The organism is Delftia sp. NA_296.1, assembly GCF_052692095.1.
Genome location: NZ_JBQZGF010000008.1, coordinates 15,360 through 41,457, shown reverse-complemented (window position 1 = coordinate 41,457; position 26,098 = coordinate 15,360). Strand labels below are relative to the sequence as shown.

23 protein-coding genes are annotated in these 26,098 nt (G+C 68.9%); 9 read left to right on the top strand and 14 right to left on the bottom strand.

All coding sequences use genetic code 11. The features are described from left to right. Positions 1 to 398: 398 nt before the first annotated feature. On the bottom strand, positions 399 to 2,081 hold the full coding sequence (locus tag ACUTR7_RS19710) for an MFS transporter (protein WP_445609611.1): 1,683 nt from the start codon (positions 2,079 to 2,081) through the stop codon (positions 399 to 401). A gap of 303 nt (positions 2,082 to 2,384) precedes the next feature. Between ACUTR7_RS19710 and ACUTR7_RS19705 the strand changes: the two genes are divergently transcribed. From ACUTR7_RS19705 to ACUTR7_RS19695, 3 genes are all read left to right on the top strand, one after another. Next, positions 2,385 to 2,693, top strand: a complete 309-nt coding sequence (locus tag ACUTR7_RS19705; RefSeq protein WP_013800408.1) for a DUF485 domain-containing protein — start codon at positions 2,385 to 2,387, stop codon at positions 2,691 to 2,693. Further along, positions 2,690 to 4,423, top strand: a complete 1,734-nt coding sequence (locus tag ACUTR7_RS19700; RefSeq protein ID WP_012207754.1) for a cation acetate symporter — start codon at positions 2,690 to 2,692, stop codon at positions 4,421 to 4,423. The genes ACUTR7_RS19705 and ACUTR7_RS19700 overlap by 4 nt, the downstream gene beginning before the upstream one ends. 225 nt (positions 4,424 to 4,648) lie before the next feature. Then, positions 4,649 to 5,284 (top strand): YbhB/YbcL family Raf kinase inhibitor-like protein, encoded by a 636-nt coding sequence (locus ACUTR7_RS19695; RefSeq protein ID WP_445609610.1) that lies wholly within the window; start codon positions 4,649 to 4,651, stop codon positions 5,282 to 5,284. Positions 5,285 to 5,305: 21 nt separating this feature from the next. Here the strand turns inward: ACUTR7_RS19695 and ACUTR7_RS19690 are convergent, their stop codons facing one another. From ACUTR7_RS19690 to ACUTR7_RS19660, 7 genes are all read right to left on the bottom strand, one after another. Beyond that, entirely contained in the window at positions 5,306 to 5,959 is a 654-nt protein-coding gene (locus ACUTR7_RS19690; protein ID WP_013800406.1) for a 3'-5' exonuclease, read from the bottom strand. Further along, positions 5,956 to 7,809, bottom strand: coding sequence for a DUF294 nucleotidyltransferase-like domain-containing protein (locus ACUTR7_RS19685; RefSeq protein WP_445609609.1), 1,854 nt, complete (start codon positions 7,807 to 7,809; stop codon positions 5,956 to 5,958). The genes ACUTR7_RS19690 and ACUTR7_RS19685 overlap by 4 nt, the downstream gene beginning before the upstream one ends. Then, on the bottom strand, positions 7,810 to 8,445 hold the full coding sequence (locus ACUTR7_RS19680) for a DsbA family protein (RefSeq protein WP_445609608.1): 636 nt from the start codon (positions 8,443 to 8,445) through the stop codon (positions 7,810 to 7,812). Between the two features lie 23 nt (positions 8,446 to 8,468). Then, positions 8,469 to 8,711 (bottom strand): DUF1289 domain-containing protein, encoded by a 243-nt coding sequence (locus tag ACUTR7_RS19675; RefSeq protein ID WP_049801477.1) that lies wholly within the window; start codon positions 8,709 to 8,711, stop codon positions 8,469 to 8,471. Next, entirely contained in the window at positions 8,711 to 9,214 is a 504-nt protein-coding gene (locus ACUTR7_RS19670; RefSeq protein ID WP_013800403.1) for a YbaK/EbsC family protein, read from the bottom strand. Before ACUTR7_RS19670 ends, ACUTR7_RS19675 begins: the two co-directional genes overlap by 1 nt. 2 nt (positions 9,215 to 9,216) lie before the next feature. Then, a complete protein-coding gene (locus tag ACUTR7_RS19665) occupies positions 9,217 to 10,158 on the bottom strand; it encodes a hydroxymethylglutaryl-CoA lyase (RefSeq protein ID WP_043820259.1) in 942 nt (313 codons plus the stop codon). A gap of 109 nt (positions 10,159 to 10,267) precedes the next feature. Further along, complete coding sequence (locus tag ACUTR7_RS19660) at positions 10,268 to 11,176, bottom strand: LysR family transcriptional regulator (protein WP_197944420.1); 909 nt, start codon at positions 11,174 to 11,176, stop codon at positions 10,268 to 10,270. A gap of 91 nt (positions 11,177 to 11,267) precedes the next feature. On the opposite strand from ACUTR7_RS19660, the gene ACUTR7_RS19655 reads away from it, so the two are divergent. From ACUTR7_RS19655 to ACUTR7_RS19645, 3 genes are all read left to right on the top strand, one after another. Continuing rightward, positions 11,268 to 12,230, top strand: a complete 963-nt coding sequence (locus tag ACUTR7_RS19655; protein WP_445609607.1) for a 3-hydroxyacyl-CoA dehydrogenase family protein — start codon at positions 11,268 to 11,270, stop codon at positions 12,228 to 12,230. Then, on the top strand, positions 12,227 to 13,081 hold the full coding sequence (locus ACUTR7_RS19650) for a 3-keto-5-aminohexanoate cleavage protein (RefSeq protein ID WP_445609606.1): 855 nt from the start codon (positions 12,227 to 12,229) through the stop codon (positions 13,079 to 13,081). The genes ACUTR7_RS19655 and ACUTR7_RS19650 overlap by 4 nt, the downstream gene beginning before the upstream one ends. 100 nt (positions 13,082 to 13,181) lie before the next feature. Continuing rightward, on the top strand, positions 13,182 to 14,216 hold the full coding sequence (locus ACUTR7_RS19645; RefSeq protein ID WP_043820267.1) for a Bug family tripartite tricarboxylate transporter substrate binding protein: 1,035 nt from the start codon (positions 13,182 to 13,184) through the stop codon (positions 14,214 to 14,216). Positions 14,217 to 14,225: 9 nt separating this feature from the next. On the opposite strand, the gene ACUTR7_RS19640 is transcribed toward ACUTR7_RS19645, so the two are convergent. The 5 genes from ACUTR7_RS19640 to ACUTR7_RS19620 form a co-directional block, all read right to left on the bottom strand. Next, complete coding sequence (locus ACUTR7_RS19640; RefSeq protein ID WP_445609605.1) at positions 14,226 to 15,146, bottom strand: 2-hydroxyacid dehydrogenase; 921 nt, start codon at positions 15,144 to 15,146, stop codon at positions 14,226 to 14,228. 70 nt (positions 15,147 to 15,216) lie between these two features. Continuing rightward, on the bottom strand, positions 15,217 to 17,235 hold the full coding sequence (locus ACUTR7_RS19635) for an acetyl/propionyl/methylcrotonyl-CoA carboxylase subunit alpha (protein WP_099751274.1): 2,019 nt from the start codon (positions 17,233 to 17,235) through the stop codon (positions 15,217 to 15,219). A 51-nt stretch (positions 17,236 to 17,286) separates the two neighbouring features. Further along, positions 17,287 to 18,036: a DUF4126 domain-containing protein gene (locus tag ACUTR7_RS19630; protein WP_043820273.1), complete on the bottom strand. Its 750-nt coding sequence runs from the start codon at positions 18,034 to 18,036 to the stop codon at positions 17,287 to 17,289. Between the two features lie 66 nt (positions 18,037 to 18,102). Next, positions 18,103 to 18,888 (bottom strand): enoyl-CoA hydratase/isomerase family protein, encoded by a 786-nt coding sequence (locus tag ACUTR7_RS19625; RefSeq protein ID WP_012207769.1) that lies wholly within the window; start codon positions 18,886 to 18,888, stop codon positions 18,103 to 18,105. A 34-nt stretch (positions 18,889 to 18,922) separates the two neighbouring features. Next, entirely contained in the window at positions 18,923 to 20,530 is a 1,608-nt protein-coding gene (locus tag ACUTR7_RS19620) for a carboxyl transferase domain-containing protein (protein WP_445609604.1), read from the bottom strand. Between the two features lie 92 nt (positions 20,531 to 20,622). Here ACUTR7_RS19620 and ACUTR7_RS19615 point away from each other — a divergent pair, with 92 nt between their 5' ends. Further along, positions 20,623 to 22,356 carry a Na+/H+ antiporter gene (locus ACUTR7_RS19615; RefSeq protein ID WP_445609603.1) on the top strand — a complete coding sequence of 578 codons (1,734 nt, stop codon included), beginning with the start codon at positions 20,623 to 20,625 and terminating at the stop codon, positions 22,354 to 22,356. 44 nt (positions 22,357 to 22,400) lie between these two features. Here ACUTR7_RS19615 and ACUTR7_RS19610 read toward each other — a convergent pair whose 3' ends face one another. Beyond that, complete coding sequence (locus ACUTR7_RS19610) at positions 22,401 to 24,119, bottom strand: AMP-binding protein (protein WP_445609602.1); 1,719 nt, start codon at positions 24,117 to 24,119, stop codon at positions 22,401 to 22,403. Between the two features lie 136 nt (positions 24,120 to 24,255). Here ACUTR7_RS19610 and ACUTR7_RS19605 point away from each other — a divergent pair, with 136 nt between their 5' ends. Both ACUTR7_RS19605 and ACUTR7_RS19600 read left to right on the top strand, forming a co-directional pair. Next, positions 24,256 to 25,332: an AraC family transcriptional regulator gene (locus tag ACUTR7_RS19605; protein WP_445609601.1), complete on the top strand. Its 1,077-nt coding sequence runs from the start codon at positions 24,256 to 24,258 to the stop codon at positions 25,330 to 25,332. 75 nt (positions 25,333 to 25,407) lie between these two features. Continuing rightward, complete coding sequence (locus tag ACUTR7_RS19600; RefSeq protein ID WP_445609600.1) at positions 25,408 to 26,073, top strand: glutathione S-transferase family protein; 666 nt, start codon at positions 25,408 to 25,410, stop codon at positions 26,071 to 26,073. Positions 26,074 to 26,098: the final 25 nt, after the last annotated feature.

Here is a 26,098-nt window from a genome sequence, read left to right as displayed (position 1 = left end):
TATTCTTGAAATCTCAGGGCCGACTCCGGCTCTAGATCAGTGCCATTTGCGGCTGCTGCGGATTCTAGGTGCGGGCATGTCAAAAAATGTATGCCCGCCTCTGAAAATGCGCCATCTGATGCTTTGCTGCCACAGGCATGACATGGAAAACCATTAGAAGCACCCAAAGAAAAAGCCCACGGCAAACCGCCATGGGCTTTCATCAATGCAGAGCAAAATTTTGTGCTCTGTGACCACAGTGCATGCATCGAACACTGCGCGCAAATCAGGCACACCCTAACTCAGGGACACCGAGGAAGGGCCTAGGCCGGCCGCGCCGCCCCGCACCGAGGGTGTCGTCCCCCTCCCGCGAAGCGAGAGAGGGGAAGGCGCGTAAGCGCCTCAGGGGGTGCCTTCAATCAATCATTAGCGTAGATATCCACATCCTTGGTCTCACGCAGGAACAGCGTGCCGATGATGGCCGTGGCGCCTGCAATGACGATGGGATACCAGAGGCCGCTGTACATATTGCCGGTCTGGGCCACGATGGCGAAGGACATGGTGGGCAGCAGGCCGCCGAACCATCCATTGCCGATGTGATACGGCAGGCTCATGGAGGTATAGCGGATGCGCGTGGGGAACAGTTCCACCAGCATGGCGGCGATGGGCCCGTAGACCATGGTCACGAGGATGACCAGGTAGGTCAGTATGGCGACCATCATCACCTTGTTCATCTTCGCGGGGTCGGCCTTGGTGGGATAGCCGTCCTCGGCCAGCACCCTGGCCACGGTCTTCTTGAACTCGGCGTCCTTGGCCTTGGCTTCCTCGGGGCTCAGGCCCTTGATGGAGAACGAGGGGATCTCGGTGCTGCCGATGCGGATGAAGGCCGTCTTGCCGGGTGCTGCGTCCTCGGAGTCATAGCTGACCGAGCCGGCGGCCAGCAACTGCTTGGCCACGTCGCAGGAGCTGGTGAACTTGGAGGTGCCCGTGGGATTGAACTGGAACGAGCATTCCTTGGGATCGGCGACGATCACCACCTTGCTCTTGGCCTGTGCCGCAGCCAGGTCGGGGTTGGCCGCTTCGGTCAGCGCCTTGAACACGGGGAAGTAGGTCACCACGGCCAGCACGCAGCCCAGCATGATGATGGGCTTGCGGCCTATCTTGTCGGACAGCGAACCGAAGATCACGAAGAACGGCGTGCCGATGATCAGCGCCGCCGCGATCAGCAGATTGGCCGTCACCGCATCGACCTTGAGCTGCTGCGTCAGGAAGAACAGCGCATAGAACTGGCCCGTGTACCAGACGACAGCCTGGCCGGCGGTCAGGCCGATCAGCGCCAGGATCACGATCTTGAGGTTGCGCCATTGGCCGAAGGACTCGGTCAGCGGGGACTTGGAGACCTTGCCCTCGGCCTTCATCTTCTGGAAGGCCGGCGACTCGGACAGCGTCATGCGGATCCACACCGAGATGCCCAGCAGCACGATGGACAGCAGGAAGGGAATGCGCCAGCCCCAGTCCGCAAAGGCCTGCTCGCCGATGGAGGTGCGCACGCCCAGGATCACCAGCAGCGACAGGAACAGGCCCAGCGTTGCCGTGGTCTGGATCCACGAGGTGTAGGCGCCGCGCTTGCCGTGCGGCGCATGCTCGGCCACGTAGGTGGCCGCACCGCCGTACTCGCCGCCCAGGGCCAGGCCCTGCAGCATGCGCAGGCCGATGAGGATCACCGGCGCCGCCACGCCGATGCTGGCGTAGGTGGGCAGGATGCCGACGATGAAGGTCGACAGGCCCATGATCAGGATGGTCACGAGGAAGGTGTACTTGCGCCCGATCATGTCGCCCAGCCGCCCGAACACCAGTGCGCCGAAGGGCCGCACGATGAAGCCGGCCGCGAAGGCCAGCAGCGCGAAGATGAAGGCCGATCCCGCATCGAGCCCGCTGAAGAATTGCTTGGCGATGATGGCCGCCAGCGATCCGTAGAGATAGAAGTCGTACCACTCGAAAACCGTGCCTAGCGACGAGGCAAAGATCACCTTGCGTTCTTCCGGAGTCATGGGCCGCGGGGTCGCCTTGACCCCCGCGCCTTGCGATGCGTTGATAGCCATGTCTGTCTCCTTGATTTATTGAATTTGCAGCGGGTTTGACATTGGCCCGCCAATTCACTATCCGCCTGCCTGCTGACGCGAATCTGACTCACCTCTTACAGAAATTGACGGCGAACTGAACGATTTCTTACTAACTCAGCAGCAACCCTGATGCCGTCTTTTTCCATGTGAAAAGCACCGTAAAAACCCTGCCAAACCATGCTGCACTGCGTAAGCACTCGGTCAGAAGCGCTTTCCAGAATGCGCCGCAAGGCTGCAGATCCATGGGGCTGCCGCCGCGATTCCAACTTCAGGAGACAAACCATGACCGATCCGGTGGTAGACAAAATACAGCGCCATCCCAAATACCAGGAGTTGCGATCCAGACGCAATCGCCTGGGCCTTTTTCTGACGCTGCTGATGCTGGTCGTTTATTACGGCTATATCGCGCTGATTGCCTTCGACAAATCATTTCTGGCCCAGCCCATTGGCGCGGGCGTGACCTCGCTGGGCATCCCGATCGCCATGGGCGTGATCGTCTTCTCGGTGATCATCACCGGCCTATACGTGCGCCGCGCCAATGGCGAGTACGACAAGCTCACCCAGGACATCCTGAAGGACGCCACGAAATGAAGAATTCCGCACAACGCATGCTGCTGGCGCCCGCCGTGGCGCTGGCCCTGACGGGGCCCGTGCTGGCCGCCGGCGGAGATGTCGGCGTGGCCGCCAAGCAGGCCACCAACTGGACTGCCATCATTCTCTTCACGGCCTTCGTCGTGGCCACGCTGTGGATCACCAAGTGGGCCGCGGGCCGCACCAAGTCGGCCGCCGACTTCTATACGGCCGGTGGCGGCATCACGGGCTTTCAGAACGGCCTGGCGATTGCGGGCGACTACATGTCGGCCGCCTCCTTCCTGGGCATCTCGGCCTCGGTCATGGCCAGCGGCTATGACGGCCTGATCTACTCCATCGGCTTCCTGGTGGGCTGGCCCATCCTGACCTTCCTGCTGGCCGAGCGCCTGCGCAACCTGGGCAAGTTCACCTTCGCCGACGTGGCAGGCTACCGCTTCTCCCAGACACCGTTCCGCGCCTTCGCGGCCAGCGGCACGCTGGTGGTGGTGGCCTTCTACCTGATCGCGCAGATGGTGGGCGCGGGCCAGCTGATCAAGCTGCTGTTCGGCCTGGACTACTGGATCGCCGTGGTGCTGGTGGGCGGCCTGATGATGATCTACGTGCTGTTCGGCGGCATGACGGCCACGACCTGGGTGCAGATCATCAAGGCCTGCATGCTGCTGGCCGGCGTGACCTTCATGGGCTTCATGGTGCTGGCCAAGTACGGCTTCAGCCCCGAGGCGCTGTTCGCCGAAGGCGTGCGCGTGCGCTCCGAGATCGCTGCCAACAACGGCGCCGACCCCTCGGCCGCGGCCAAGGCGGGCCTGGCCATCATGGGCCCGGGCGGCTTCATCAAGGACCCGATCTCGGCCATCAGCTTCGGCATGGCGCTGATGTTCGGCACGCTGGGCCTGCCCCACATCCTGATGCGCTTCTTCACCGTGCCAGACGCCAAGGAAGCGCGCAAGAGCGTGTTCTGGGCCACGACCTGGATCGGCTACTTCTACGTGCTGATCTTCATCATCGGCTTCGGCGCCATCACCCTGGTGCTGACCAACCCCGAGATGGCCGATACGGTCAAGGGCGTGATCCACGGCGGCGCGGGCACGGCCAACATGGCGGCCGTGCTGGTGGCCAAGAGCGTGGGCGGCGACGTGTTCTACGGCTTCATCTCGGCCGTGGCCTTCGCCACCATCCTGGCCGTGGTCGCGGGCCTGACGCTGTCGGGCGCCTCTGCCGTGTCGCATGACCTGTACGCCACCGTGATCAAGAAGGGCAAGGCCGACAGCGCCGCCGAGCTGCGCGTCTCGCGCATCACCACGCTGACGCTGGGCGCCATCGCCGTGCTGCTGGGCATCGTGTTCGAGAAGCAGAACATCGCCTTCATGGTGTCGCTGGCCTTCGCGGTCGCGGCCTCGGCCAACTTCCCCCCGCTGCTGCTGTCGGTGCTGTGGAAGGACTGCACCACCAAGGGCGCGGTGATCGGCGGCTTCATGGGGCTGATCTCCTCCGTGGGCCTGACCGTGGTCTCGCCCCCGGTGTGGGAGGCCACGCTGGGCAACCCCGCAGGCTCGGCCTGGTTCCCCTACGCCTCACCCGCGCTGTTCTCCATGACCATCGGCTTCGTGGGCGTGTGGCTGTTCTCGGTGCTCGACAAGAGCGCCCAGGCCGCCAAGGAACGCGCCATCTTCCCCGCGCAGCAGGTGCGCTCGGAAACAGGCCTTGGCGCCTCGGGAGCTTCGGGCCACTGAGCCACCGAGCCCCTCAGGCACTCAGGCACCCACCATGCAAAGCCGGGCCCAGCGCCCGGCTTTTTCGTTGGCGCGGCATCAGCCGCCCTCAGATTGATCGGCTGGAGAAGGCGCCTGATCGGATCTGCGATGGCCGGCGCCGTCCAGGCCTCTAGACTTGCGGGGTCTGCGCAGCTTCGCCTGTGCAGCACCGCTTCCCTCTTCAACGCACAGGACAGATCCGACATGCAACTCATCAGCCAAAGCTTCCAGGACGGCCAGGCGATTCCCGGCGAATTCGCGTTCGCGGTGCCCGATGCGGCCTCGCACGTGGCGCTGTCGTCCAACCGCAACCCGCACCTGGCCTGGAGTGACGCGCCTGCGGGCACGCAGTCCTTCGTCGTGGTCTGCCATGACCCCGACGTGCCCAGCCGCGGCGACGATGTGAATCAGGAAGGCCGCGAAGTGCCGGCCAGCCTGCCGCGCGTGGACTTCTTCCACTGGCTGCTGCTGGACATTCCGGCCGCCACCACCGAGATCGCGGCAGGCGCCCAGTCCGACGGCGTCACGCCGCGCGGCAAGAGCGGCCCGGCAGCCCCCGGCGGCCTGCGCCACGGCATCAACGACTACACGGGCTGGTTCGCGGGCGACGAGCAGATGAAGGGCGACTACTTCGGCTACGACGGCCCCTGCCCTCCGTGGAACGACAGCATCGTCCACCACTACGTCTTCACCGTCTATGCGCTGGCCACGCCCACGCTGGCGGTCTCCGGCGAGCTGACCGGCGCCAATGTGCGCGCGGCGCTGCAAGCCGGCCAGGTGCTGGGAAAGGCCAGCATCACCGGCCTGTACAGCCTGAACCCTGCGGTCTCCGCCGCTTGAGCGAACGCCTTTCCGGGCGCCCTACGTCGCGCCGGCCAGCCTGCGCAGCTTGATGAAGGCCAGCGCCGCCATCACGGCGTCGTTGAGCGCGTCGTGGGCCTCGCGCTGCGGCAGGCCCAGGTCGGCCATCAGCGTGGCAAAGCGCAGGTCGATCTCGGGCGCCTGCTGCTGCCAGGGCAGCAGTTGCCGGAAGCGATGGTCGTAATACAGGGCCGAGACCTCGATGCGCTCATTGGGCAGGCCCGTGCCCAGCCAGGGGCGCAGCACGCGCTCGATCATGGCCACGTCGAATTCCAGGTAGTAGCCGACCAGCGGCCGGCTGCCGATGAAGCGCAGCAGCTGCGCCAGCGCGTCCTCGATGGCCAGGCCCCGGGCCAGGTCCCGCTCGCGCAGGCGGTGGATGCGCACGCTGTCGCCGGGCACGCTGCGCGAGGGGCGCACCAGCAGTTCCAGGCGTTCGCTGGACAGGATGCGCTCGCCCACGATGCGCACGGCGCCGATGGAGATGATCTCGTCGCAGCGCACATCCAGGCCCGTGGTCTCGCAGTCCAGCGCCACCCATTCGCCGGGCGGCGGCGCGTCGAAGAGAAAGGCATAGGCGGGGTCCGCCAGCCTGCGCCGCTGCCAGTTGCGCCGCAGGCCCGCCACCCAGCGCTGCAAGGGCGCCGCGCTCATACGGCGTCCAGCCGCAGGCGCTGGCGCAGCAGTTCGCGGAAGCGCCGCACCACGGCCAGCGTGTCCTTGAGCAGGTCGCGCTCCAGGCTGCTCAGGCGAGCCGGGTCCACATGGCCGGTGACGGGGCGGCCCAGGTCGATCTCGGCCAGTCCCGCCTGCAGGCGCAGGCCCATGAGGAAATGCAGGCCCTGGAGCAGCTCCTGGCCCTGGGCGCCGTCGAGCACGCCCTTGTCCACCAGGGCCGCGATGCGCTCGGCCGTGCCGGTGGCGGCGATGCGCTGGGACAGCGCCAGGCTGCGCACGCCATGCACGATGGGGAAGATGCCGGCCTTCTTGAGGTGCACGGGCGCACCCTCGCCGCCGCGGCCCAGCAGCCGCTCCCACCAGCTGCCCGGCTCGTGCGCGAAGGCATCGACGGCCGAGGCGAAGCGCGCCACCTGGGCATCGCTGTCCAGGGCCAGCGCCATCAGGTCGCGCCGCACCGTGGCCAGCAGCGCGGCATCGCCGGCCACGGCATGGGCGTCCAGGAAGATCGCCAGGTGCATGAGGCCCTCGGGGCCGGGCAGGATCAGCCATTCGCGCACCTGCCTGCCGAAGCTGGCCAGCGTGCCGCGCCATTGCGGATTGCTGAGCATGATGCCGCCCGGGCATTCGGGGTAGCCGAAGCGCTGCAGCTGCGCGGAAAAGCGCGCGCAGATGGCATCGAGGTCCTGGGGCGGCGCATAGCCGTCGCGCAGCAGCAGGCCGTTGTCCTGGTCGGTCTTGAGCAACTGCTCGCCGCGCCCCTCGCTGCCCATGACGAAAAGGCAGCTGTGGGCCACCAGGTCCGGCGGCGCCAGCATCTGCCAGGCACGCTCGAACAGGCGCGCATTGAGCTGCTGCACCAGCCGCGCCATCAAGGCCACCCGCGTGCCGCCCCGGTGCAGGGCGGCCACCAGGCGCGTGATCTGGGCGGCGGCCTGCTCCAGCGCCTGCAGGTCGGCGGCCTGCTCGATCTGCACGGTGATGAGGTGGGAGTGGTTGGCCAGAAAGCTGAACAGGTCCAGCGCCTCCAGGATGCCCAGCACCTGGCCCTGTGCATCCAGCACGGCCAGCCGGTGCACGCGGGCGCGCAGCAGCACGACCAGGGCATCGCCCAGCTGGTCGTCGGCGCGCACGGTGAACACGGGCTGGCTGGCGAATTCGCCCACGGCCAGCCGCTCCAGCGGGCGGCCGTCAAGGATGGCGCGCTGCAGCGTGGTGCCCGTGAAGATGCCCAGGCCGCCCTGCGGCAGTCCCGAGACCAGCACGCAGGTTGTGCGCTCTGCATGGAACAGGCGCACCACGGAGACGATGTCGGTGGCCGCATCCACCACATGGGCGGCACGCAGATAGGCCTGGTCCACGCGCGCCAGCGTCAGCGACTGCAATTCGTGCCGGTCGGCGCGCTGGGCCAATGTGCCCAGCTTGTGGCCCAGGTCGGAGAACAGCAGGGCGCCAAAGGCCGTGTTGCGCGCGATCAGCTCGCCCACGGTTTCGCGCGCAAGCTGGTAGGCGATGAGCTCCTCGGCCACGGTGAAGCGGCTGCCCGTACGGCCGGCCACCAGGGCGCGGCCGTCGAAGCTGTCGTCGGGACCGTAGCTGGCCAGCACCTCGTCGCCCTCGGTCTGCACCACATGGCCCTTGATGATGACGAACAGGTGGGTGGGCGCCGAGCCGGCGTCGAGCACCACGGCGCCCTCGGGGAAGTAGGCGATGTCCACGCCATCGCGCACCAGCGCCTGTTCGTCGGGCGTGAGGCAGTCGAAGGGAGAGGCGGCGAAGTTGAAGGCGTTGGGCATGGGGCGGGGCCGTTGTTTCAGCCCCGCCATTCAAACCTTCAGGCCTTGCTCCACGCTTGCAGCCGCGTCCCAGCCGCTGTCGAACCAGCCATCGCCTTCCAGGTAGGCGCGCAGCATGGGCAGGCTGTCCAGGCCCCAGAAGAGGCGGCCGTCGACCTCCCACGCCGGCACGCCGAACAGGCCTTGCGCGGCCGCGGCCTCGGTGTTCTCGCGCAGCAGGCGCTTGGCGTTGTCCGCCGCATCCGTGCGCAGCTGCGGCGCCAGCGTGGCGCGCAGTGCATCGAGCCGCGCGGGGTCCAGCGCGTCGGTGCCGCCCAGCCAGACATGGCGCAGCACGGCGTCCGCCACAAAGCGGTTGATGGTGCCGTCGTCGCTGCACTCCAGCGCCAGGCGCAGCAGCGGCAGCGGGTTGAACGGATGGCGGGCCGGCATGTCCAGCCCCACGCCCGTGGCATGGCCCAGCCAGCTCACATGGCGGTAGGTCCATTCGCGCTTGCCCGCGATGCCGGCCGGTCCCGGGTTGGCGTGGCGCTGCAGCAGCGCGCCCAGCAGCACGGGGCGGTACTGCATGTGGTGGCTAATGCCCTGCAGCGCCTGCGGCAGTTGCGCGAACGCCAGCCAGGCATAGGGCGAGATGAAGTCGAGATGGAAGGTGATCTGCTTCATGGCGGGTTCGTCGTGATGGGGATCTAGGGTGCGGTGGCCGCGATGCCTGCGCGCTCAAGCAGCGCGTTCCAGATCGCCAGGCGCTGCGGCGCATCGGACTTGGACCAGGCGCGGATCTCGTCGATGGTGCGAAAGCACCCTTCGCAATGGCTGCGGTCGGGCGTCATGCGGCAGACCGAGATGCAGGGCGAGAGCACGGGCTCCTCTTCGGCACGCGGAGCGTATGCGGCGCGGGCCTTCTGGGCCAGCATTTCCTTGGGGCCCATCATGCCGCCACCTCCTGCACCACGTCGGCCCAGGGCGCACCGGCCAGCAGTTGCAGCGCGGCCGGCGTGGCCGCGAACACCGCATGCGGATGGCCGGCGGCCGCCCAGACCGTGTCGAAACGCTGCAGTTCCCTGTCCACCAGAGTCACGGGCGTGTTGGCATGGGCCACGGGGCTGACGCCGCCGATGGAAAAGCCCGTCTGCGCCTTGACGAAATCGGCATCGGCACGGCCCACGGGGCCGACCAGGGCGGCGACCTTTTTTTCGTCCACGCGGCGGTCGCCCGAGGCCACGACCAGCACGGCCACGCCGTCGCTGCGGCGGCGGAAGATGATGCTCTTGGCCACCTGGCCCACGAGGATGCCCAGCTGGTCGGCCGCCTCCTGGGCCGTGCGCGCGGCGCCGTCCAGCATGCGCGGTCCGTCGCCGTGGCCGGCCTGCTGCAGGAAGGCCGCCACGCGCTGCACGCCTTCGGGAAGATGGTGGAGTTCAGATCCGCACATGCTCACACCGCCTCGCATGCAGCTGCGCTGGCGCGCTTGGTGAGCAGTGCCTTGGCCACGCGCGATTGCGTGGGGCGGCCCAGGTGGTCGCTGATGAACTGGCCGGCATCAATCAGCTTGTCCAGGTCGATGCCGGTCTCTATGCCCATGCCTTGCAGCATGTAGACCACGTCCTCCGTGGCCACATTGCCCGTGGCGCCCTTGGCGTAGGGGCAGCCGCCCAGGCCCGCCACCGAGGTGTCGAACTGCCACACGCCCAGCGACAGCGCGGCCAGCGTGTTGGACACGGCCTGGCCGTAGGTGTCGTGGAAGTGGCCCGAGACATCGTCGATGGCGAAGTGCTGCAGCGTGGCCTCGATGGCCTTGCGCACCTTGACGGGCGTGCCCACGCCGATGGTGTCGGCCACGCCCACATGCTGCACGCCGATGCCCTTCATGAGGCCGGCCAGGTAGGCCACGCGCTCGGGGGCGATCTCGCCTTCGTAGGGGCAGCCCACGGTGCAGCTCATGGCGCCGCGCACGTAGATGCCCTGGGCGCGTGCGGCCTCGGCCACGGGGGCGAAGCGCTCGATGCTTTCGGCAATGGAGCAGTTGATGTTCTTCTGGCTGAAGGCCTCGCTGGCTGCGCCGAAGACCACGATCTCGTCGGGCCACAGTTCGCGCGGCGCCGACAGCGCGGCCTCCAGGCCCTTCATGTTGGGCGTGAGCACGCTGTAGCGCACGCCGGGGCGGCGGACGATGCCGGCCATGACTTCGGCGTTGTCGGCCATCTGCGGCACCCATTTGGGGCTGACGTAGCTGGTGACCTCGATTTCCTTGAGGCCGGCTTCCTGCAGGCGGTGCACCAGCTCGATCTTGACGGCGGCGGGCACGGGCTGTTTTTCATTCTGCAGGCCGTCGCGGGGGCCTACATCGACGAGTTTGACGCGGGAAGGAATGCTCATGGGGTGTTCTCACCGGGATGACGGGTACGGCCCCTATTGTCCAGGCTTGCAGGCCCGGGCACCACCCCATATCCTGCCGGGCCATGCACAACGGCTGCCAGCGCCCCCTTCAGCCCGGCAGGGCCGCCATTTCCTCGCGCAGCATCTCCACCATGCGCGCGGCAGCCGGCGACAGGCGGCGGCCGCTCAGGCGCACCAGGCCGATGGGGCGGCGCAGCACCGGCCGTGCCAGCGGGCGCGCCATCACCTCCGGGCGCTGCACCACCTGCGCGGCCAGCAGGGGCAGCGCGCTCACGCCCAGATCGGCGGCCACCATGGCCGCGATGGTGGCCAGGTGCTCCACGGCGTACTGGGGCGCAAAGCGTATGCCGTGGGTCAGCAGGGCCTCGTCGGCGTACTGCCGCACGCTGGTGCCGGCCGGCATGGAGATGTGGGGCAGATGGGCCACGTCGGCCCAGCCCAGATCGCCGCGCCCGCGCGCCAGCGCATGGCCGCGGCCCAGCAGCAGCACGAAGCGGTCGGAGGCCAGGGGCAGGTAGTCCAGGTCGGCATAGGCAGGGTTGGCCGCCGTGAGCGCAAAGTCCACGCGGCCCGCGCGCACCATGTCGAAGGCCGGCCCGGCCAGGCTGTCGAACAGCTCCAGGTGCACGCCCGGATGCTCGGCCGCGAAGCGCGCCAGCACGCGGGGCAGCAGGCCCGCGGCCAGCGAAGGCAGGGCCGCCAGCGCCAGCCGGCCCACCTGCACCTGGGCCACCTCCTGCACGCGGCGCACGGTCTCATCCATCTGGTGGCGCAGGATGCGCGCCTGCTCGGCGAAGACCTCGCCGGCCTGGGTCAGTTCCACGGCGCGCGTGGTGCGCTCGAACAGGCGCGCGCCCAGCATCTCTTCCAGCCGCGCCAGCGTGCCCGAGACGGCCGACTGCGACAGGTGCATCTGCAGCGCCGTGCGCCGAAAGCTCAGCGAATCGGCCAGCGCCAGAAAGACATCGACCTCGCGGGCCGACCAATTGATCTTCATGGCCGATCAGTTTATCGAAAAATGCGTCTTTACCGTTCAATGACGGCTGCCTAGACTGCGCCTCAAATCCATGAAATCAGCAGGAGACAGCATGCACAGCAGTTCGCCGCGCAACGCGCGCACGGTGGTCGTCGGGGGAGGCACCATGGGTGCCGATGTGGCCGTGGTCCTGGCCCGGGGCGGCGCCCTGGTGACCGTGGTCGACCCCGGCGCGGCACGGCGCGAGCTGCTGCTGCAGCACATTGCCATCGAGCTGGCCACGGCCGGCTTTGCCCGGTGCGCGCCCCAGGTCTCGGTCTGCGCGGCGCTGGAGGATGTGGCCTGGGACGGCGTCGCCCTGGTGGTGGAATGCATCACCGAGCGGCTCGACGCCAAGCAGGCGCTGTTCGCCGAGCTGCAGGCGCGTGCGCCGGCCGACGCCGTGCTGGCCAGCAACAGCTCGGGCTTTCCCATCAGCGCCATCGCCAGCGGCCTGCCCACGGCGCAGCGCATGCTGGGCCTGCACTTCTTCATGCCCGCCCACCTGGTGCCGCTGGTGGAGGTGGTGCTGGGCGAGCGCAGCGACCCGGCCCTGGGCCAGTGGCTGCACGCCTTCATGCGCGGCTGCGGCAGCGTGCCGGTGCTGGTGAAGAAGGACAAGCCCGGCTTTCTGGCCAACCGCATGCAGCATGCGCTGTCGCGCGAGGCCTTCGCCCTCATCGACGAGGGCATTGCCTCGCCCGAGGATGTGGATGCCGCCGTGCGCTTCGGCTTCGGCTTCCGCTTCCTGGCGGCCGGTCCCGTGCTGCAGCGCGACCATGCGGGCATCGAAGTGCATTGCGCGGCCGCCGCCACCATGTACCCCACGCTGTCCAACACCGATGTGCCGGCCCAGGCCCTGCGCGATCGCGTGGCGCGCGGCGATCTGGGCATGAAGACCGGAAAGGGCTTCTTCGACTGGCCCGAGGACCGCCGCCTGGCCGAGCGTGCCCGCTACGACGCGCTGCTGCGCCAGGGCCTGGCCCTGCTGGCCAGCGAGCTGCCGGTGCCGGAGCAGGCACAGGACACGCCATGAGCACGCCGGTCCCCACGTCAACCACCTCGCAGTGGAGCGACCCGCTGATCGTCACCGTGGCCCCCAACGGCGCCTACAAGCAGCCGGCCGACCACCGAGCCCTGCCGATCACACCGCAGGCGCTGGCCGCCACGGCACGCGCCTGCCTGGATGCCGGCGCGGCCATGATCCACATGCACATCCGCGACGCCCAGGGGCGCCACAGCCTGGATGTGGACGGCTACCGCGAAGCCTGGCGCGTGGTGCGCGAGGCCGTGGGCACGGACATGGTGGTGCAGATCACCAGCGAGGCCGCCGGCGTCTACCGCGCGCCCGAGCAGATCGCCATGGTGCAGGCGCTGCGGCCCGAGGCCGTCTCCATCGGCCTGCGCGAGATCGACCAGCCCGAGATCGGCGATGCGGGACTGGCGCATTTTTTCACGGGACTGGTGCGCGACCAGGTCATGGTGCAGGTCATCCTCTACGACGTGGCCGACCTGCGCCGCTGGCAGGCGCTGCGCGCCCAGGGCGTGGTGCCCGAGGCGCCCTGGTTCCTGCTCTTCGTGCTGGGCCGCTACAGCGCGGGCCAGACCTCGCGGCCGCAGGACCTGCTGCCCTTTCTTGCGGCGCATGACGGCGGCGAGCCCTGGGCCGTGTGCGCCTTCGGCGCCACGGAAAACACCTGCATCGCGGCAGCCGCCGCCTTCGGAGGCCATGCGCGCGTGGGCTTCGAGAACAACCTGCTGACGCGGGACGGCCACACCGCGCCCGACAACGCCGCCCTGGTCCGCCAGGCCGTGGTGTCCGCCCAGGCGCTGGGCCGCCCCCTGGCCACGGCCGACGACATACGCCAGCGCTTCACACCGGGCTGAGCACCAGGCGCCTTACAGGCCCATAAGCCCATAAGCCGATAGGCCCATGAGCCCGCACAAGACGGGCCTTCCATTCCAACCACAGGCAGGAGACACAACCATGCAACAGCCCACCCACGGCACGCGGCGTGACGCCATCGCCAAAATCAAGGCAGCCACCGCATTCACGGCGCTTCCCCTGGCCTTCATGGCCCTGGGCCTGGCGGGCCAGGCCTCGGCCCAGACCCCGTCGCCGGCGTTCCCCAGCAAGACCATCCGCTTCGTCGTGCCCTACCCGCCCGGTGGTCCTACCGACCTGATGGCACGCATGCTGCAGCCCGAGCTGCAGCAGCGCCTGGGCGTGACCGTCATCGTGGAGAACAAGAGCGGCGCGGGCGGCAACCTGGGCAGCGCCGAGGTGGCCCGCCAGGCGCCCGCCGACGGCCACACCCTGCTGCTTGCCGCCAGCGGCCCCATGGCCGTGAATTCCTCGCTGTACAAGAGCATGCCCTTCAACCCGCTCAAGGACCTGGAGCCCGTGGTGCAGCTGTCGGCCTTCCCGCTGGTGCTGGAGGTCCATCCCTCGCTGGGCGTCAAGACCGTGGCCGAGCTGCTGGCCCTGGCCAAAACGGGCAAGACACTGAGCTTTGCCTCGGCCGGCAACGGCACGCCCCAGCACCTGGCGGGCGAGCTGTTCAACTCCATGGAGCAGGTCAAGCTGGGCCATGTGCCCTACCGGGGTGCGGGACCGGCACTCAACGACCTGATCGGCGGCCAGGTGGGCGTGATGTTCGACATCGTGGGCAGCTCGCTGCAGCACATCCAGGGCGGGCGCCTGATCCCGCTGGCCGTCACCTCGGCCGAGCGCACCAAGGTGCTGCCCGATGTGCCCACCATGGCCCAGGCCGGCGTGCCCGGCTACCAGATCACGGGCTGGCATGGCATTGCCGTGCGCGCGGGCACGCCGCCCGCCGCCATCGACAAACTCAATGCCACGGTCAACGCCATCTTCAAGGACCCGGCCTTCCGCACGCGCTGGGAGGCCATCGGCACGCCGGCCGTGGGCGGCACGGCGGCCGAATTCGGCGCCTTGATCAAGAGCGACTCCCAGCGCCTGGGCGCGCTGGTGCGCAGCACCGGCGTGACGCTGGACTGAGCGCTCCCGTCAGTAGCCGCGCCGCAGGTCCACGCGGCCGCTCACGGCCTCGCCCCGGCTCAGCGCCGCGACCTTGCCCACGATCTGCTCCACGCTGTCGCGCGCCAGGGTGCGCGCCGAGGTGTGGGGCGTGAGCGTGATGCGCGGATGCCGCCAGAAGACATGGCCGTCGGGCAGCGGCTCGGAGCGGAACACGTCGAGCAACGCGCCGGACACATGGCCCCCGTCGATGGCGGCGATGAGGTCCTCGTCCGCCACATGGCCGCCGCGTCCCACGTTGATCACATAGGCGCCCGGCTGCAGCAGGGCGAGGCTGCGCGCGTCGATGATGCTGTCGGTCTCGGGCGTCAGCGGCAGCAGGTTGACGAGGATGCGGGTGGCGCGCAGAAAGGCGTCGAAGTCCTGCGGGCCGCAGAAGCCCCGCACGCCGTCGATGGCATGCGGCGTACGGCTCCATCCGTTGACGGGGAAATCGAACACCGTCAGCGCGCGCGCCACGCGCTCGCCCATGCGGCCCAGCCCCATGACGCCCACGGGGAAGTCCACGCGCCGGGGATTGGGCCGGTGCTGCCACAGGCCGGCGGCCATGTCGGCCTCGTAGCCGTCCAGGCCCCGGAAGAAGCGGATCACGGCCTGGCTGACGTATTCGGCCATCTGCACGGCCATGCCGGCGTCCTCCAGTCGGTAGACGGGCAGCCCGGCCGGCAGGCGCAGCGGCAGCAGCGCATCGACGCCGGCGCCGATGTTGAACAGGGCCTTGAGGCCCGGCTGCTCGTCGATGAAGCGCTGGGGTGGCGCCCAGACCAGGGCGTAGTCGGCCTGCGGCGCGCCCGGCGACCAGATGTCCACCTCGGCGCCCGGCAGGGCCGCGCGCAGTCCTTGCAGCCAGGCGTCGGGCCTGGTGTCTTCGCAGCAGAAAGTCACTCGCATAGGGGGCCAAGCCTAACGGCCTGGCGACGCCCACGCGCGACTTTTGCGCAAAACTGTCTTGCCTGCGGGCTCAGCTTTCCAGGCGCAGCAGCTCGGAGCCTTCGGTCACCTGGTCGCCGGGCGCGTACAGCAGCTCGGCCACCACGCCGTCGCCGGGCGCGGCGATGGTGTGCTCCATCTTCATGGCCTCCATCACGGCCAGCGGCTGGCCCTTGCTGACCTTGTCGCCGGCCTTGACGGCAAAGGAGACCACCTTGCCCGGCATGGGCGCCGTCAGGCGGCCGCCTTCGGACTGCACCTCGCCCGCATGGGCCAGCGGATCGGCCAGGCCCAGCACGGCCGCACCCTGGGGAGCGAACACATGGCATTGCTCGCCCAGCACATGGACCTGGGCGCGCAGGCGCTGGCCCGCGAACTGCACGTCGAAGGCGCCGTCCCCGGCCTGTTGCCAGGACAGCAGGCCCTCGGCGAGGGACTCGCCCTCGCCCACGGCCAGTTGCAGCGCGCCGTCATGCAGGTAGCGCAGGCGCGCGGGCACGGCGGCCTCGCCCTGGCGGAAGTCCCAGCGCCGCTCGGCCACGCCGTGCGAGCGCCAGCCGTCGCGGCGGCTGAAGGGGTCGGCGGTTTCCTGCGCGCGCTCGGCCTGCAACACCTGGGCCACGGCGGCGGCCACGGCCTGGGCCTGCGGCAGGCGCTGCTGGTGGAACAGATGCTGCTTCTCGCGCTCGATCAGCGCCGTGTCCAGCTTGGCGGTTGCAAAGGCATCGCTGGCGATGACCAGGCGCAGGAACTGCACATTGGTGGCCAGGCCCACGATGCGTGTCTCGGCCAGGGCGGCATCGAGCCGCGCCAGCGCCTGTTCGCGCGTGTCGCCATGCACGATGAGCTTGGCGATCATGGAGTCGTAGAAGGGGCTGATGGCATCGCCCTCGCGCACGCCGTCGTCCACCCGCACGTCGCCGACATGGAAGCTGGCGCAGTCGGGCTTGCGGTAGACGTGCAGGGTGCCGGTGGCGGGCAGGAAGCCGTTGTCGGGGTTTTCTGCGCAGATGCGCGCCTCGATGGCGTGGCCGGTGATGCGCAGCTCGTCCTGGCGTTTGGGCAGGGGCAGGCCGCTGGCCACGCGCAGCTGCCAGTCCACCAGGTCCTCGCCCGTGATGGCCTCGGTCACCGGGTGCTCGACCTGCAGGCGGGTGTTCATTTCCATGAAGTAGAACTTCATGGCCTCGGGCTGGTCGTAGCCGCCGGGCTGCTCGACGATGAATTCCACCGTGCCCGCGCCCACGTAGTTCACGGCCTGGGCGGCGGCCACGGCGGCCTCGCCCATCTTCTGGCGCAGCGCAGGCGTCATGCCGGGCGCGGGGGACTCCTCCAGCACCTTCTGGTGGCGGCGCTGCACCGAGCAGTCGCGCTCGAACAGGTAGACGCAGTTGCCCTGGGTGTCGCCAAAGACCTGGATCTCGATGTGGCGCGGGCGCAGCACGTATTTCTCGACCAGCACGGCGTCGTCGCCGAAGCTGTTGATGGCCTCGCGCTGGCAGCTGGCCAGGGCGGCGGCAAAGTCCTCGCTGCGCTCGACCAGGCGCATGCCCTTGCCACCGCCGCCAGCGCTGGCCTTGATCAGCACCGGGTAGCCGATGCGGTCGGCCTCGCGCTGCAGCAGCTGCGGGTCCTGGTCGGCCCCGTGGTAGCCGGGCACCAGGGGCACGCCGGCCTTTTCCATGAGCTGCTTGGAGGCCGCCTTCAGGCCCATGGCGCGGATGGCCGAGGGCGGCGGGCCGATGAAGACCAGGCCGGCATCGGCGCAGGCCTGGGCGAATTCCTCGTTCTCGCTGAGAAAGCCGTAGCCGGGGTGGATGGCCTGGGCGCCCGTGGCCTTGGCGGCTTCCAGGATGCGTTCCCAGCGCAGATAGCTGTCCTTGGGGGCGCTGCCGCCGATGTGCACGGCCTCGTCGCAGGCCTGCACATGCTTGGCGCGGGCATCGGCGTCCGAGTACACGGCCACGGTGCGCACGCCCATGCGGCGGGCGGAAGCCGCGACGCGGCAGGCGATTTCACCGCGGTTGGCGATCAGGATCTTCTTGAACATGCGTTATCTCCAGTGTTTTCTCTGCAGCCCCGGTCATTCGGCGACCGGTGGCTATGGTTTTTGATTCATCGCGGGAGACCCGCCCAACAGCGAGCGCAGGCGCTGCACCACGGCCTTGAGAAAGCGCCACAGCGCCCAGGTCAGCAGCCACAGGGCGATGACCACGACCAGCAGCACGGCGGCGAAGGCCAGCGGATGCGTGAGCGCCAGCCAGATCGCGCCCACCGAGGCACCGTCCTCCACCAGGCTCGCGCCCACGTTGGAAAACGGCTCCGGCGAGGTGTTGATGGCCGCGCGCGCCGTGCTCTTGGCCACCTGGCTGGACAGGGCCAGCGAGCCGCCCATCAGGGCCGCCATGGTGGCCATGGTCGCGCTGTCGGCGCCGAAGACGCCGGCCGCCAGCGCCGCACCCGCCGGGATGCGGATCACGCTTTGCAGCAGGTCCCAGACCGAGTCCACGCCGGGGATCTTGTCGGCGAAGAACTCCACGAACAGCAGCGCGCCGCTGGCGAACAGCAGGGCCGGATGCTCCAGCACATGCAGCCCGCCCGGCAGCGCCACCCAGCCCAGCGCCCCCAGCAGCCCGGTCACGAAGACCACGGCGTAGAGCCTAAAGCCGCTGGCCCAGCCCAGTGCGGCGGCCAGCGCCAGCAGGCCGGCCATGTCCATGCCGCTGGTGGCCTGGCCCACGCGCTCGGCCACTTCGCCAGCCGCCTCGCTGACCGTGTGGTGCACGGCCGGGCCCGGGTACAGGCCCACGGACTGCAGCCACTGGACGAGGGAGTCGGTCAGGGTGCTCATGGTGTTGACTCGGCGTTGGCTCGGCGTTGCTCGGTGGTCGCGCGATGAATGGACAGCCCGCGCGTGTCAGGCCAGCCAGGCGGGCTTGCGCTTTTGCAGGAAGGCCTGCACGCCCTCCTTGCCCTCGGCGCTGGCGCGGATGTCGGCGATGCCTTCGACGGTGGCGGCGATCAGTTGCTCGTTGATCTCGCGCTCGGCCACGTCGATCACCAGGCGCTTGCAGGCGCGGGCGGCGGCGGGACCGGCGCTGACCAGGTGCTTGAGCAGGCCGTCCACGGCGTTGTCCAGCTCGTCGGCCGCCACCACGCGGTGCACGAAGCCGATGCGCAGCGCCTCGGCCGCGTCGAAGCGCTCACCGGTCAGGAAGTAGCGGTGGGCAGCGCGCGCGCCCATGGCGCGGATCACGTAGGGGCTGATGGTGGCGGGGATCAGGCCGATCTTCACCTCGGACAGGCAAAAGCCCGCGCCCTCGGCGGCCACGGCCATGTCGCAGGCGGCGACCAGGCCCATGCCGCCCGCATAGACATCGCCCTGCACGCGCGCGATGGTGGGCTGCGGGCATTCGTAGATCACGCGCAGCATTTCGGCCAGCAGGCCGGCGTCCTCGCGGTTCTCGTCGCGCGAGTAGTCGGCCATGCGTCGCATCCAGTTGAGGTTGGCGCCTGCGCAAAAGGCCGGCCCCTCGGCGGCCAGCACCACGGCGCGCACGTCGCTGCGCTTGCCCACGGAGTGGAAGGCCTGGGTGATGTCGGCAATGACCTCGTCGCTGAAGGCATTGCGCACTTCGGGCTGGGTCAGCGTGATGGTGGCCAGGGGGCCCTGGAATTCGAGGGTCAGTGCGGTGGTTTTCATGAAGTACCTCGCTGCAAGGAAAGAGGGGCCGCCGTCACATGCGGAACACGCCGAAGCGCGTGTCCTCTATGGGAGCGTTGCGCGTGGCCGCCAGGCCCAGCGCCAGCACGCGGCGCGTGTCGGCGGGGTCGATGACGCCATCGTCCCACAGGCGCGCCGTCGCGTAATAGGGGTGGCCCTGATCCTCGTACTGCTGGCGGATGGGGGCCTTGAAGGCCTCTTCCTCCTCGGCCGTCCACTGGCCGCCCTTGGCCTCGATGCCGTCGCGCTTGACGGTGGCCAGCACGCTGGCCGCCTGCTCGCCGCCCATGACCGAGATGCGCGCGTTGGGCCACATCCACAGGAAGCGCGGCGAATAGGCGCGGCCGCACATGCCGTAGTTGCCCGCGCCGAAGGAGCCGCCGATGATGATGGTGAACTTCGGCACGGCCGCCGTGGCCACGGCCGTGACCAGCTTGGCGCCGTGGCGGGCAATGCCTTCGTTCTCGTACTTGCGGCCCACCATGAAGCCCGTGATGTTCTGCAGGAAGACCAGCGGGATCTTGCGCTGGCAGCACAGCTCGATGAAGTGCGCGCCCTTGACCGCCGATTCGCTGAACAGGATGCCGTTGTTGGCGATGATGCCCACCTGCATGCCCTCGATGCGCGCAAAGCCGCAGACCAGAGTGGCGCCGAAGCGGGCCTTGAACTCGTCGAAGCGGCTGCCGTCCGCCACGCGGGCGATGATCTCGCGCACATCGAAGGGCTTGCGCGTGTCCACGGGGATCACGCCGTACAGCTCGCCGCCGTCGAACAGCGGCGCCTCGGGGGGCAGGTCGCCAGCCGAAGGCTGCTTGGCATGGTTGAGGTTGGCCACGGACTGGCGCGCCAGTGCCAGCGCGTGGGTGTCGTTGTGGGCCAGGTGGTCGGCCACGCCCGACAGGCGCGTGTGCACGTCGCCGCCGCCAAGGTCCTCGGCGCTGACCATCTCGCCCGTGGCGGCCTTCACCAGCGGCGGGCCACCCAGGAAGATGGTGCCCTGGTTCTTGACGATGATGGACTCGTCGCTCATGGCCGGCACATAGGCGCCGCCGGCCGTGCACGAGCCCATGACCACGGCGATCTGGGCAATGCCCTCGGCGCTCATGTTGGCCTGGTTGAAGAAGATGCGGCCGAAGTGCTCGCGGTCGGGAAACACATCGTCCTGGTTGGGCAGGTTGGCGCCACCCGAGTCCACCAGGTAGATGCAGGGCAGCCGGTTCTGCGCGGCGATCTCCTGGGCGCGCAGGTGCTTCTTCACCGTCATCGGGTAGTAGGTGCCGCCCTTCACCGTGGCGTCGTTGCACACGATCATGCAGTCCACGCCGCTGACGCGCCCGATGCCGGCGATCAGGCCCGCGCCGGGTGCATCGTTGCGGTACATGTTGAGCGCGGCCAGCGGCGCGATCTCCAGGAAGGGCGTGCCCGGGTCCAGCAGCATGGCCACGCGGTCGCGCGGCAGCAGCTTGCCGCGCGCCACGTGCTTGGCGCGCGCGGCCTCGCCGCCGCCCTCGGCGACCTTGGCCACCTGGGCCTGCAGGTCTTCGACCACGGCGCGCATGGCGGCGGCATTGGCCAGGAAGTCCGCCGAACGCGGATTGAGTTGGGTGCCCAGAATGCTCATGTGTGGCCTCTTCTTGTGTTTGCCCGATGCGGGCGCTTGGTTTTTTCGAATGTGCTGCAAAGAACGGCGGCCCGGGCTGGGGAAAATGCCGTATGCACACCGTTGAAATCGTCTTGCTCGTTTTGCTGCTGGGGGCACTGACCGGCATTGCCGCGCGCTATGTGCGCGCCATCCCGCTGCCGCTGATACAGATCGCCCTGGGAGCGCTGATCGCCTGGCCGCAAAAGGGCCTGCACATCGCCTTCGATCCCGAGCTGTTCCTGCTGCTGTTCATCCCGCCGCTGCTGTTCGCCGACGGCTGGCGCATCCCCAAGCGCGAGTTCTTCTCGCTGTACCGCCCCATCCTGCGCCTGGCGCTGGGCCTGGTGCTGTTCACGGTGGTGGGGCTGGGCTGGCTGATCCACTGGCTGGTGCCCGGCATGCCGCTGACCGTGGCCTTTGCGCTGGCCGCCGTGGTCTCGCCCACCGATGCCGTGGCCGTCTCGGCCATCACGCGCAACCTGGGCATGCCCGAGAAGACCATGCACATCCTCGAAGGCGAGTCCCTGCTCAACGATGCCTCGGGCCTGGTGGCGCTGAAGTTCGCCATTGCCGCCACGCTGACCGGCCTGTTCTCTTGGACCGAGGTGGCCAAGGAATTCATGTGGATGGCCCTGGGCGGCCTGGGCGTGGGCACGCTGATCGGCTGGGGCTTTTCCTATGCGCGCAGCACCATCACGCGCCGCCTGGGCGACGTGGCGGCCACGCAGATGGTGCTGCTGCTGATCCTGCTGCCCTTCGCCGCCTACATCGTGGGCGAAAAGATCGGCGTGTCGGGCATCCTGTCGGCCGTGGCCGCGGGCATTGCCACCAACTTCGCCGACCTGGAGCGCAGCAGCTACATCAGCGAGCGGCTGCAGACCGAGGGCACCTGGAGCATGGTGGAAGCCTCGTTCAACGGCGCCATCTTCCTGCTGCTGGGCCTGCAGCTGCCCTCCATCATCGGCGTGACGCTGCACGATGCGGGCAGCGAATGGTGGGTGCTGGTGGGCTATGTGGTGATCATCTCCAGCGCGCTGCTGCTGATGCGCTGGATCTGGCTGACCCTGGGCGTGCAGCGCAGCCTGGCTCGCGCCCACTTCCAGGGCAAGATGGCAGAGCGCCCCTCGCACCTGCTGAACCTGGCCACCACCATGGCCGGCATACGCGGCACCGTGACGCTGGCCGGCGCGCTGTCCGTGCCCATGCTGCTGAACAACGGCCAGCCCTTTCCGGGCCGCGAGATGCTGGTCTTCCTGGCCACCGGCACCATCTTGTTCACCCTGGTGCTGGGCAGCATCGCGCTGCCGCTGATCCTGCGCCGCATGCCCCAGCCCGGCGAATCGCCCACGGTGCGCGAGGAGCGCCTGGCGCGCGTGGCCGCCTGCCAGTCCGCCATTGGCGGGCTGACGCTGAGCGAGGAAGAGATCCAGGGCCACACGCCCGAATGGGTGGCCATGCACCAGGAGGTCATGGGCCACCTGACGCAGGAGTACCGCAACCGCGTCCAGCTGCTGGACGACGGCAGCGGCACGGCCTCCAGCATCGAGATCCAGCGCGAGGCGCCCGAAGTCGTGCGCCAGCGCAAGCTGCGCTACCTGCTGGAGATCGAGCTGCGCCTGCGCTGCATCCACCAGGAGCGCGACGCGCTCTACGCCGAGCGCCAGGCCCACCGCATCAACGACGAGTCTCTGCGCCGCCTGGTCAGCGAGCTGGACATGCAGGAGATCTCGCTGCGCAAGCGCCTGGTCGTGGCGCGCCGCGCTGCCGCCTCGGCCGTGGCCGCGCCCGAGGGCGGCACGCCCTAGGCGGCACGCGGTGGACAGCTGGCGGCAGCGCATGAAAGCAGCCCTCAGGCGGTCCTGGCCGGGCGCAGATCCAGCATGGCGATCATCTCGTCGCGGATCTTGAATTTCTGGATCTTGCCGGTCACCGTCATCGGGAAGGCCTCGACGAAGCGGATGTAGCGCGGCACCTTGTAGTGGGCGATCTGGCCCTTGCAGAAGTCGCGCACGCCGTCTTCGGTCAGCGCCTGGCCGGGCTTGACGATGATCCAGGCGCACAGCTCCTCACCGTAGCGCGCGTCGGGCACGCCGACCACCTGCACGTCCTGCACCTGGGGATGGCGGTAGAGGAATTCCTCGATCTCGCGCGGGTAGATGTTCTCGCCGCCGCGGATCACCATGTCCTTGATGCGGCCGACGATGTTCACGTAGCCCTGCTCATCCATGGTGGCCAGGTCGCCCGTGTGCATCCAGGCCTCGTCGTCGATGGCCTCGCGCGTGCGGGCCTCGTCCCCCCAGTAGCCGTGCATGACCGAGTAGCCGCGCGTGCACAGCTCGCCCGAGACGCCGGGCGCCACCACCTCGCCCGTGGCCGGGTCGACGATCTTCACCTCCAGGTGCGGCTGCACCTTGCCCACGGTGGACACGCGGCGCTCCAGCGGCGTGTCGGCATCGCTCTGGCAGCTGACGGGGCTGGTCTCGGTCATGCCGTAGGCGATGGTGATCTCGGACAGGTGCATGTCGCTGACCACGCGCTTCATCACCTCGATGGGGCAGGGCGAGCCGGCCATGATGCCGGTGCGCAGCGTGCTCAGGTCGAACTCCTTGAAGCGCGGGTGGTCCAGCTCGGCGATGAACATCGTGGGCACGCCGTGCAGGCCCGTGCAGCGCTCGGCCTGCACGGTCTCCAGCACCAGCAGCGGATCGAATCCGTCATTCGGGTAGACGATGGCCGAGCCATGCGTGAAGCAGGCCAGGTTGCCCAGCACCATGCCGAAGCAGTGGTACAGCGGCACGGGAATGCACAGCCGGTCCTCGGGCGTCAGCCGCATGCACTCGCCGATGAAAAAGCCGTTGTTCAGGATGTTGCGGTGGGTCAGCGTGGCGCCCTTGGGAAAGCCCGTCGTGCCGCTGGTGAACTGGATGTTGATGGGGTCGGTGTTCTTCAGCGTGGCGGCCATGGCGTCAATGCGCGCATCCTGCGCATCACCGCGCGCCAGCAGGCTGGAAAAGCGCAGCATGCCGGACTGCTCTTCGCCCTGCCCTGCGACGTCGATCCAGACCACGCTGCGCAGCTGGGGCAGGCGCGCGCAATGCAGGCGGCCGGACTCGGCCGTGGCCAGCTCGGGTGCGAGTTCGCGCAGCATGCCCAGGTAGTCGCTGGTCTTGAAGTGCGCCATGGTCACCAGCGCCTTGCAGCCGACCTTGTTGAGCGCGTACTCGACCTCGGAAGTGCGGTAGGCCGGGTTGATGTTGACCAGCACCAGGCCGACCTGGGCCGTGGCCAGCTGCATCAGCACCCATTCGGCGTTGTTGTGCGACCAGATGCCGACGCGATCGCCCTTGTCCAGCCCCAGGCCCAGCAGCGCGCTGGCCAGGCGGCGCGCCTCGGTGTGCAGGCCGGCATAGCTGTAGCGCAGGCCCTGGTGGCGGCTGACCAGGGCCTCGCGATCGGGCTGGCGGGCCGCCATGTCGGCAAAGAAGTCGCCGATGGTCTGCTCGATCAGCGGCACATCGGTGCGGCCTTGGGCATGGCTGGAAGCGAGCGGGGCGTTCTGGGCGGGCATGCGTTGTCTCCTGTGTCGTCGGCGGCGCCTGGGACGGGCAAATGCAGTGGCCTGCCCCGTCACGGCAGCTATTGCGTGGCAGCATAAGGGCCAACCCCGAGCAGAACAGGCCACGAAGGTTGCAATAATTGCCAGCATGTTCACCCCCTCGCTGGTCAAGACCCCCCTGCCCCAGGCGGCCGCCACCATGGCCTCCGCACACCCTGCAGTCACGCCCATGGCCTTTGTGCAGGCCATTATGCTGGCCTACGAACGCCGGGGCATCAGCGCCCTGTCCGCCCTGGAGAAGGCACAAATCGCGCCAGACTCCGTCAAAGAGCGCAACGAGTGCATCACGGCGCTGCAGATGGAGGCACTGTCCGATGCCGCCATGCGCGAACTCGACGACGAGGCCCTGGGCTGGTTCTCCCGGCGCCTGCCCTGGGGCAGCTACGGCATGCTGGCACGCGCCAGCATGGGCAGCGAGCAGCTGGGCCTGGCGCTGGCGCGCTGGTGCCGCCACCATGGCCTGCTGGCCGAAGACATCCGCCTCACGCTGACGCAGGAAGACGGCTTGGCCACGCTGGCCATCGAGGAGCTGTCCACGCTGGGCGCCATGCGCGAGTTCTGCCTGCTGTCGGTGCTGCGCAATATCCACGGCCTGGCCAGCTGGTTCATCGATGAGCCGCTGCCGCTGCGGCGCGCCTGCTTTCCCTTCGATCCCCCGCCACATGCGGGCGTGTATGCGCTGCTGTTCCCGCCGGGCGAGGTGGAGTTTGGCGCGGCCCGGGCCTGCCTACAGTTCGACGCGCGTTTTCTGGATATGCCGCTGACGCGCGACGAGCCTGCGCTGCAGCGCATGCTGCAGCGCGCCCTGCCGCTGCAGGTGCGCCCCTACCGGCGCGAGCGCCAGCTGGTACAGCGCGTGCGCCAGCTGCTGGCGGCCGACGCCGAATGCCTGCAGACCGCCGACACGCTGGCGCGCCAGCTGCACCTGTCCCAGCGCAGCCTGCACCGCCAGCTCAAGGAAGAAGGCGCCTCGCTGCAGGCGCTCAAGGACGAGGTGCGGCGCGAGCGGGCCGTGGCCCTGCTGCTGCGCACCAGCCGGCCCATCAAGCGCATCGCCCAGTCCTGCGGGTTTCTCAACGACAAGAGCTTCATCCGCGCCTTCCGGCTGTGGACGGGGCTTTCGCCTTCCGAATTCCGCAAGAGCGCGCGAGCCCGGCCCGAGTGAGGGCCGCGCGCATCCTGGCGCGATTTGCATCCTGCGCGACAGCCGCCGTCCGCGCATCTGGCCTAGGCTTTGCGCATGCACCATCTCCACCACTGCGTCAGCGCGCGCTCCTTCCGCGCGCTGTGGATGCTCGAAGAACTGCAACTGCCCTACCAGTTGCACATGCTGCCCTTCCCGCCGCGCGTGCTGCAGCGCAGCTACCTGGAGCTCAACCCGCTGGGCACGGTGCCGCTGCTGCGCCACGGCGAGGCCAGGCTGACCGAGTCAGCCGCCATCTGCGAATACCTGGCCGCCCTGCACCCCGGGGCGGGCCTGTCCGTGCAGCCGCAGGAGGCGGGCTTCGCGGCCTACCTCAACTGGCTGCACATGAGCGATGCCACGCTGACCTTCCCGCAGACCCTGGTGCTGCGCTATGCGCACTTCGAGCCAGCCGAACGGCGCCAGCCCCAGGTGGCCCAGGACTACCAGCGCTGGTTCCTCGCGCGGCTGCGCGCCGTGGAGCAGGCCGTGGAACAGCGCGACTGGCTCACGGCAGACCGCTTCACCGCTGCCGACGTGGCCGTGGGCTATGCGCTGATGCTGTCGGCGCACCTGGAGATGGAGCCGCAATGGGGGCCTGCCACCCAGGCCTACTGGCAGCGCCTGCAGCAGCGGCCCGCCTTCCAGCGGGCGCTGCAGGCCGAGCAGCAGGCCGCGCGTGCGCAGGCCGTGGACGAGACGCCTTCGCCGCGGCTGCGCTAGGGCCGGCTCAGGCTCAGGCTCAGGC

What these genes read in the sequence shown, in the direction of transcription:
- ACUTR7_RS19710 (WP_445609611.1), bottom strand. Translation starts at nt 2,081, where the DNA reads ATGGCTATCAACGCATCGCAAGGCGCGGGGGTCAAGGCGACCCCGCGG.
- ACUTR7_RS19705 (WP_013800408.1), top strand. Translation starts at nt 2,385, where the DNA reads ATGACCGATCCGGTGGTAGACAAAATACAGCGCCATCCCAAATACCAG.
- ACUTR7_RS19700 (WP_012207754.1), top strand. Translation starts at nt 2,690, where the DNA reads ATGAAGAATTCCGCACAACGCATGCTGCTGGCGCCCGCCGTGGCGCTG.
- ACUTR7_RS19695 (WP_445609610.1), top strand. Translation starts at nt 4,649, where the DNA reads ATGCAACTCATCAGCCAAAGCTTCCAGGACGGCCAGGCGATTCCCGGC.
- ACUTR7_RS19690 (WP_013800406.1), bottom strand. Translation starts at nt 5,959, where the DNA reads ATGAGCGCGGCGCCCTTGCAGCGCTGGGTGGCGGGCCTGCGGCGCAAC.
- ACUTR7_RS19685 (WP_445609609.1), bottom strand. Translation starts at nt 7,809, where the DNA reads ATGGCGGGGCTGAAACAACGGCCCCGCCCCATGCCCAACGCCTTCAAC.
- ACUTR7_RS19680 (WP_445609608.1), bottom strand. Translation starts at nt 8,445, where the DNA reads ATGAAGCAGATCACCTTCCATCTCGACTTCATCTCGCCCTATGCCTGG.
- ACUTR7_RS19675 (WP_049801477.1), bottom strand. Translation starts at nt 8,711, where the DNA reads ATGGGCCCCAAGGAAATGCTGGCCCAGAAGGCCCGCGCCGCATACGCT.
- ACUTR7_RS19670 (WP_013800403.1), bottom strand. Translation starts at nt 9,214, where the DNA reads ATGTGCGGATCTGAACTCCACCATCTTCCCGAAGGCGTGCAGCGCGTG.
- ACUTR7_RS19665 (WP_043820259.1), bottom strand. Translation starts at nt 10,158, where the DNA reads ATGAGCATTCCTTCCCGCGTCAAACTCGTCGATGTAGGCCCCCGCGAC.
- ACUTR7_RS19660 (WP_197944420.1), bottom strand. Translation starts at nt 11,176, where the DNA reads ATGAAGATCAATTGGTCGGCCCGCGAGGTCGATGTCTTTCTGGCGCTG.
- ACUTR7_RS19655 (WP_445609607.1), top strand. Translation starts at nt 11,268, where the DNA reads ATGCACAGCAGTTCGCCGCGCAACGCGCGCACGGTGGTCGTCGGGGGA.
- ACUTR7_RS19650 (WP_445609606.1), top strand. Translation starts at nt 12,227, where the DNA reads ATGAGCACGCCGGTCCCCACGTCAACCACCTCGCAGTGGAGCGACCCG.
- ACUTR7_RS19645 (WP_043820267.1), top strand. Translation starts at nt 13,182, where the DNA reads ATGCAACAGCCCACCCACGGCACGCGGCGTGACGCCATCGCCAAAATC.
- ACUTR7_RS19640 (WP_445609605.1), bottom strand. Translation starts at nt 15,146, where the DNA reads ATGCGAGTGACTTTCTGCTGCGAAGACACCAGGCCCGACGCCTGGCTG.
- ACUTR7_RS19635 (WP_099751274.1), bottom strand. Translation starts at nt 17,235, where the DNA reads ATGTTCAAGAAGATCCTGATCGCCAACCGCGGTGAAATCGCCTGCCGC.
- ACUTR7_RS19630 (WP_043820273.1), bottom strand. Translation starts at nt 18,036, where the DNA reads ATGAGCACCCTGACCGACTCCCTCGTCCAGTGGCTGCAGTCCGTGGGC.
- ACUTR7_RS19625 (WP_012207769.1), bottom strand. Translation starts at nt 18,888, where the DNA reads ATGAAAACCACCGCACTGACCCTCGAATTCCAGGGCCCCCTGGCCACC.
- ACUTR7_RS19620 (WP_445609604.1), bottom strand. Translation starts at nt 20,530, where the DNA reads ATGAGCATTCTGGGCACCCAACTCAATCCGCGTTCGGCGGACTTCCTG.
- ACUTR7_RS19615 (WP_445609603.1), top strand. Translation starts at nt 20,623, where the DNA reads ATGCACACCGTTGAAATCGTCTTGCTCGTTTTGCTGCTGGGGGCACTG.
- ACUTR7_RS19610 (WP_445609602.1), bottom strand. Translation starts at nt 24,119, where the DNA reads ATGCCCGCCCAGAACGCCCCGCTCGCTTCCAGCCATGCCCAAGGCCGC.
- ACUTR7_RS19605 (WP_445609601.1), top strand. Translation starts at nt 24,256, where the DNA reads ATGTTCACCCCCTCGCTGGTCAAGACCCCCCTGCCCCAGGCGGCCGCC.
- ACUTR7_RS19600 (WP_445609600.1), top strand. Translation starts at nt 25,408, where the DNA reads ATGCACCATCTCCACCACTGCGTCAGCGCGCGCTCCTTCCGCGCGCTG.